7 protein-coding genes are annotated in these 6,136 nt (G+C 71.0%); 5 read left to right on the top strand and 2 right to left on the bottom strand.

Going from position 1 to position 6,136, the window contains the following annotated elements:
• Positions 1-1,341, top strand: a 1,341-nt coding sequence (locus UW392_RS36735; protein WP_320779553.1) for an acyltransferase family protein, incomplete at its 5' end; no start/stop codon positions are given.
• A 16-nt stretch (positions 1,342-1,357) separates the two neighbouring features.
• Here the strand turns inward: UW392_RS36735 and UW392_RS36730 are convergent.
• Entirely contained in the window at positions 1,358-1,555 is a 198-nt protein-coding gene (locus tag UW392_RS36730) for a DUF397 domain-containing protein (RefSeq protein ID WP_320779552.1), read from the bottom strand.
• Positions 1,552-2,358 (bottom strand): helix-turn-helix transcriptional regulator, encoded by an 807-nt coding sequence (locus UW392_RS36725; RefSeq protein ID WP_320779551.1) that lies wholly within the window; start codon positions 2,356-2,358, stop codon positions 1,552-1,554. The genes UW392_RS36730 and UW392_RS36725 overlap by 4 nt, the downstream gene beginning before the upstream one ends.
• Positions 2,359-2,560: 202 nt before the next feature.
• On the opposite strand from UW392_RS36725, the gene UW392_RS36720 reads away from it, so the two are divergent.
• From UW392_RS36720 to UW392_RS36705, 4 genes are read left to right on the top strand one after another with little or no spacing between them, the layout of a single operon-like run.
• Positions 2,561-3,520 carry a hypothetical protein gene (locus UW392_RS36720; RefSeq protein WP_320779550.1) on the top strand — a complete coding sequence of 320 codons (960 nt, stop codon included), beginning with the start codon at positions 2,561-2,563 and terminating at the stop codon, positions 3,518-3,520.
• Positions 3,517-4,002, top strand: a complete 486-nt coding sequence (locus UW392_RS36715; protein ID WP_320779549.1) for an ATP-binding protein — start codon at positions 3,517-3,519, stop codon at positions 4,000-4,002. Before UW392_RS36720 ends, UW392_RS36715 begins: the two co-directional genes overlap by 4 nt.
• Positions 4,003-4,053: 51 nt before the next feature.
• A complete protein-coding gene (locus tag UW392_RS36710) occupies positions 4,054-5,478 on the top strand; it encodes an AAA family ATPase (protein WP_320779548.1) in 1,425 nt (474 codons plus the stop codon).
• Positions 5,475-6,119, top strand: a complete 645-nt coding sequence (locus tag UW392_RS36705) for a hypothetical protein (RefSeq protein ID WP_320779547.1) — start codon at positions 5,475-5,477, stop codon at positions 6,117-6,119. The genes UW392_RS36710 and UW392_RS36705 overlap by 4 nt, the downstream gene beginning before the upstream one ends.
• Positions 6,120-6,136 lie beyond the last annotated feature (17 nt).

The raw sequence follows: 6,136 nt of genomic DNA, 5'->3' as shown, positions 1-6,136 counted from the left end.
GGGGCGGCGGGGCTCGCCGGGATCGCCGCGGTCGGTGCCGCCGCGCTGCGGTTCGGCGAGGACACGGCGTTCCCCGGCCCCTGGGCGCTGCTGCCGGTACTGGGTACGGCGGCGGTGCTCGCGGCGGGCGCGGTGGCGGTGGACACCCCGGCGGGCCGGCTGCTGTCCCTGCGGCCAGTGCGCTATGTGGGCCGGATCTCCTACTCCTGGTACCTGTGGCACTGGCCGTTCCTCGCCTTCACCACCGTGTGGCTGGGCGAGCCGCCGCTGTCGGTTGCGCTGCTCGCGGTCGCGCTGTCCTGGGTACCGGCCGCGCTGGCCCACCGCTACGTGGAGAACCGCTTCCGGCACACGCCCGAGCGGGCCGTACGCCGAGGACAGGCGCACCGGTCCGGTCTGGTGCTCGGCGCGGCGTGCACGGCGGGCGCGGTGCTGTGCGGGGCGGTGTCCTGGACGGCGGTGCCGCGTACCCGGCTCGCGGAGGCGGCGGACGCGCCCGGCGCGGCGGTGCTGGCGGCGGGCGACACGGAGTTGCAGCGCAGCGCGTCCGCGTTGCGCCCGCTGCCGGAGACGGCCGAGGACGACACGGACGCGCCGCACGACGACTGTCTGGTCGACCAACTGGACACTGAACCTGCCTCCGGCTGCGTCTACGGCGACACGACGTCCGCCACCACGGTGGTGCTGTTCGGCGACTCGCACGCCGTGCAGTGGACGCCGGCGCTGCGGGCCATCGCGGAGCGGCGTGGCTGGCGCCTGGAGGTGCTGACCAAGTCGGCGTGCTCACCGGCCGAGGTGACGGTGTGGGCGGGGCAGCTGAAGCGGGCGTACACGGAGTGCGACGACTGGCGCGAGACGGCGCTGAAGCGGATCGAGGCGGAGAAGCCGGCCATGGTGGTGACCGGCGCGCGGGCGACCACGTCGGTCGCGGACGGCGACGGTGCCCGGCTCGGCGACACGGCGAGCGCGGAACGCACGGAGGAGGGTTACGCGAAGACCTTGCGGCGGCTGACCGGCACGGGCGCGAAGGTGGTGACCTTCGCCGACAACCCGCACCCGGAACCGGACGTGCCGTCCTGCGTCTCGGGCGCGATGGACTCCCTCGTGGACTGCGCCACCGCGAAGGACGACGCGCTCGGCTTCGAACAGGTCGGCGAGGTGGCGACGGCCGAGGTCGACGGGGCGTCTCTGATCGACGCGACGTCGATGTTCTGCCGGGACGGCGAGTGCCCGGCGGTCATCGGCAGCGTGGTGGTGTACCGCAACGACGACCATCTGACGGCCACGTATGTACGGACGCTGACCGAGTGGTTGGGGAAGAGGCTGCCGGTGTCGGTGTGACACCGGCAGCTTCGCTTCAGCTGCGGGCGGCCATCCGCAGGAAGGCCGCCCATTCCTCGACACCGGTGGTAATGATCGCCTCTGCGGGCCGCTTGGAGTCACGTACCAGCACGGTCGTGTCCGTGCTCGCGACCTCCACGCACTGGCCGCCGTCCCCCGCGCTGTAGCTGCTCTTCACCCAGGCCGGCCCGGCTATCTGATCCGTGTCCTTCACAACTCTCCCAAGCACTTCTCGACCCAGGTCACCGACTCACGAGGGGTCATGGCCTGTGCACGCAGGACCCCGTACGTGGACTCGAAACCCTGAACTCTCGCGGGCTCCGCGTGGAGGGCGCTGCTGCCCTGCACCTCCGTGTAAGCCATCCTGCGCCCTCCCTTGGCGAGGATCAACGTGAAGGGCCCGGCCACTCCGGCGTGCTCCTCACGCCCGGTCGGCATGACCTGAATCTCGATGTGCCGCTCGCGGCCGATGAGCAGCAGGTGTTCCAACTGCGCCCGGTGCGCCTCCCGTCCGCCGAGGGGCCGGAGAAGGGCGTGCTCGTCGATGACGAAGCTCAGGAGCGGCTTCGGGACACGGCACAACAACTGCTGCCGATCCGCACGGGCGGCGACTCGCTGCTCCACCGTCTCCGCGTCCAGCAGCGGACGCCACATGCTGAAGACCGCTCGCATGTACGCGTCGCACTGCAAAAGGCCGTTGACCAACTGGGCGTCGTAGGCATGCAACTCGACCGCTTCCGCCTCCACCTCCGCGTACTCCTGGAAGAACGACGGATACCGCGCCTTGGCCACCTCCTTCTTCATGGCCATCAGCACGCCCCGCGCGCCCACCGCGTGGTCGATCGCGTCGATCAGATCGGGTTTCGGGATCCGCCGCCCCTGCTCCACCGCCGCGACCTGCGCCTCGCTGTACCCGACCCGCGTCCCCACCTGCGCCTGCGTGAGCCCCGCCGCCTCCCGGAACAGCTTCACCTGGCATCCGAAACACCGCAGAAATCCTTCGCTGCCCGTACCCATCCGCCGAGTCCTCCGCTCCCCACCGATCACACTCCGTGACCGGAGAGTAGGACGACGTGCGCGCTTCACGCAGGCGAACCCCTTCACGCAACGCGTACGCGTGAGCACCGTACGTGCGGTACCGTCCACACAACAAAACGGTCCCCGCGACGGTTCGCACCCGTCACGAGGACCTGGACCACTAGTGGATCGGCTTCCACCCGTGATTTATCGGCACCATATCGCGCCTCCGCGCGCCTTCTCCCAGTTCTCGCACGACATCATCCGGCACCCCCGTCTGTCCTCCGACGCCGTGCGCCTCCTCACCTGGCAGCTCTCCCTCCCTGACGGCACCCGCGAGTCCCTCTCCCGTACCGCCGAACGGGCCAACATCGGCGGCAGCGCCTTCACTCGGGCCAAGCGCCAGCTCAAGGACGAGGGGTTCGTGCACGAGCGTCGCGTGCAGGGACCCGACGGTCTCTGGTCGACCCAACAGCTCATCGCCAGCACGCCCTTGAACGCCGCCGAGGCCGCCAAGCTGCTGTCGTCGCAGGTCGTACCGAGTCCTCTCGTACCGACGGTCGGTGAGCCGACCACCCGGCCCACCGACGGTCATCCCTACGAAGACCCCCGTGGGAACACTCCCCACCGACCCCCCGAACCCCCCGAGCGGACGGCGGAACCGGCATCGGCGCCGACATCGGCGAGCGACGAGGCCCGCGCCCTCGTCGCCGCCTTCCCGTCGCTCTCCCTCGCCCTGCGCCACATCCCCCGCGCCATATACGCCGAGCTGGCCGGGCTGGCCGACCGCTGGCTCGCCGCCGGGCATTCGCCCGCCGCCGTACGTACGCACATCCTGCGCGGTCTGCCCGATGACGGAGCCCCGGTCCACCGGCCCGGCGGCCTGCTGCGCTACCTCCTCCGGCATGTACCACCCGTACCGGACCACCGGCCCGCCGCCCCCGGGGCGCGAGCCGTGGCCACCACCTCCACCCGCCTGTCCGCCCTCCGCGAGTGCGAGGGCGATCACGTACAGGCCACCCTCTTCCGGCCGGTCGGCGACGAGTCACGCTGTACCCGCTGCACCAGCCGTACGGAAACCCCATCCGCCCCTACAGAACCCGGCCGTCTGGCCGTACCCCCTGGTCAGAGAGGCCGGCTGGCCACGATCTTCGGTGCATGACCACTCCCCTCACCACCTTCGCCCTGCGCTTCTCCCCCACTGCTCGCGGCGCCCGGCTCGCGCGGCGGCTGGCCTCCCATCGGATGGACGCCTGGGGGTGGACGTACGGCAGCGACGCGCACGACAGCGTGGAGCTGATCGTCGCCGAACTGGCCGCCAACGCCGTCACGCACGGGCTGGTGCCCGGCCGGGACGCCGAGCTGGCCCTCGTCCCCGTCCCGGACCTCGGACTCGTACGGATCGAGGTCAGCGACGCGCGCGGGGAGTGCCTGCCCCGGTCGACGAGCGGTGACACCGGCGAGGACAGCGGGCGCGGTCTGCTGCTGGTGGCCGCGCTCGCCGACTCCTGGGGAGTGACCGCGCGGGTCGGCGGACCCGGGAAGACGGTGTGGGCGACGTCGTCGCCCGGACCGGCGCCCTGCCGCCGCCCGACGGCCGCTCACCGGCCCCTTCACCGGCCACGACGGGACATATGCTGCTGACGACGCTGACCCTGCCGGAGCGCGCGCCGGCCGGACCGCCCGGGAGGACGGATGCTCACACGGCTTGAGGTCGACGGATTCAAGAACCTGCTGGATCTGACGGTCGAGCTGGGTCCGTTCACCTGTATCGCCGGAGAGAACGGGACGGGCAAGTCCAATGTCTTCGACGCCATCCAGTTCCTGAGCCTGCTCGCCGACCGGTCCCTGATGGAGGCCGCGCAGGAGGTCCGGGGGACGCACGGCGAGCGGCACGGTGACGCTCGGGACCTCTTCTGGAACGGGTACGACCGCGAGACGCACCGGATGCGGTTCGCGGCGGAGATGCTCGTGCCGCCGGACGCGGTGGAGGACGACTTCGGCCGGGACGCCGTACCGACGACCTCGTTCCTGCGGTACGAGCTGGAGCTCGGCTACCAGCCGCCGCAGGGCGCCGAGAAGATCGGCAGGCTCTCGCTGCTGCACGAGAGCCTGCGGCACATCAAGCAGGGTGACGCGCGGGCCCGGCTACGGTTTCCGCACTCCAAGGCGCGCTTCCGCGACGCCGTGGTCACCGGGCGGCGCTCAGGTGTCTCCTACATCTCGACCACCGTCGAGGGTGCGGAGTCCGTGATCCGCATCCATCAGGACGGGGGCAGCCGTGGCCAGCCGCGGCCCGCGGCGGCTTCCCGGGCCCGTGCCACGGTCGTGTCAACGGTGAACACGAGCGACGATCCGACCATCCTGGCGGTGCGGCGGGAGATGCAGTCCTGGCGCCGCCTCGCCCTGGAACCGTCGGCGCTGCGCAGCTCCGACGGGTACACCGACCCGAGGGCGATGGGGCCCAACGGACTGCATCTGCCCGGCACGCTCTTCCGTATCGCGCTGCACGGCGCGTCCGACGATCCCGACCAGGTCTACTCGCGGGTCGCCGGACGCCTGTCCGACCTCTCCGGTCTCCAGGTGCGCACGCTCGACGTGCAGGAGGACGATGTACGGGAGCTGCTCACCATCCGGCTGCACGAGATCAGCGGCATGGTACTGCCCGCTCGCAGCCTCTCGGAGGGCACACTGCGGTTCCTCGCGCTGTGTGTCCTCCTGGAGGACCCCGAGATCCGTGGTCTGGTGTGCATGGAGGAACCGGAGAACGGCATCCATCCGGCCAACCTCTCGGCGATGGTGGACCTGGTGCGTGATCTGGCGGTCGACCCCCAGGAAGCGCCGGGCGACGACAACCCGTTCCGTCAGGTACTCATCAACACCCACTCCCCCGGAGTGGTCCAGCTCGTGGATGCCCAGGATCTGCTGTTCGCCGACACCTCGGCCTACCGGTCCGGGAACGGGCAGGTGACCAGGCGACTGCGGCTGCGCCCGCTGGCCGGTACCTGGCGGGCCGCCGACGGAACCGGTGACTACGTCACCAAACTCGACATCCTCCCGTACCTGGAAGCGCCGCCGGAGTCTCAGCTCGCCTTCGACATGGACGGACGTGTCGCATGACCGTGCGCGTTCTGTTCCTGAGCGAGGGCACCAGTGACCAGGGGCTCGTGAGCCATGTGGAGGGGATCGCCGCCGATCTCGGAGTGCCTGTGGCAGTGAGCGCGCCGGATCTGCGGTGGCTGCGCATTCCGGCCGGGCACTCCGTCATCGACAAGCTGCGCACCACCCGGGACATGGGCGGCGCCTACGACCTGGCAGTGATCCAGCGTGACGCCGACCGTGGAGCGCCTCAGGACCGCAGGACGGAGATGGCGAACGCCGTCGGCGAAGTCTGGCCGGGGCTGGCGCATGTGCCGGCCGTGCCGGTCAGGATGCTCGAAGCCTGGCTGCTCCTGGACGAGCAGGCCATCCGCGAGGTCGCCGGCAATCCGCGCGGGCGTATCCCGCTCGACCTGCCGAAGGCGGCGTCCGTGGAGCGCGTCGCCGATCCCAAGCAACGCCTCAAGGACACGATCGCGACGGCGAGCGGCTGCAAGGGGCGGCGTCTGACGGAGCTGCATCAGCGCTTCCCGAGGAACCGGCACCGGCTGCTCGATCTGCTGGACCGCGACGGTCCGGTGAGCGAGGTCGCCTCATGGCGCACGTTCGTGGCAGAGCTGTCCGCCGCGCTCCGGGCCGTCGCGCCCGGTCGTTCCTCGTAACGGGCCTCGGCGAGGCC

Source organism: Streptomyces sp. CRN 30 (genome assembly GCF_034105845.1).
The sequence above is the reverse complement of the archived record's forward strand: the minus strand, read 5'-3'. Positions and strand labels throughout refer to the sequence as shown.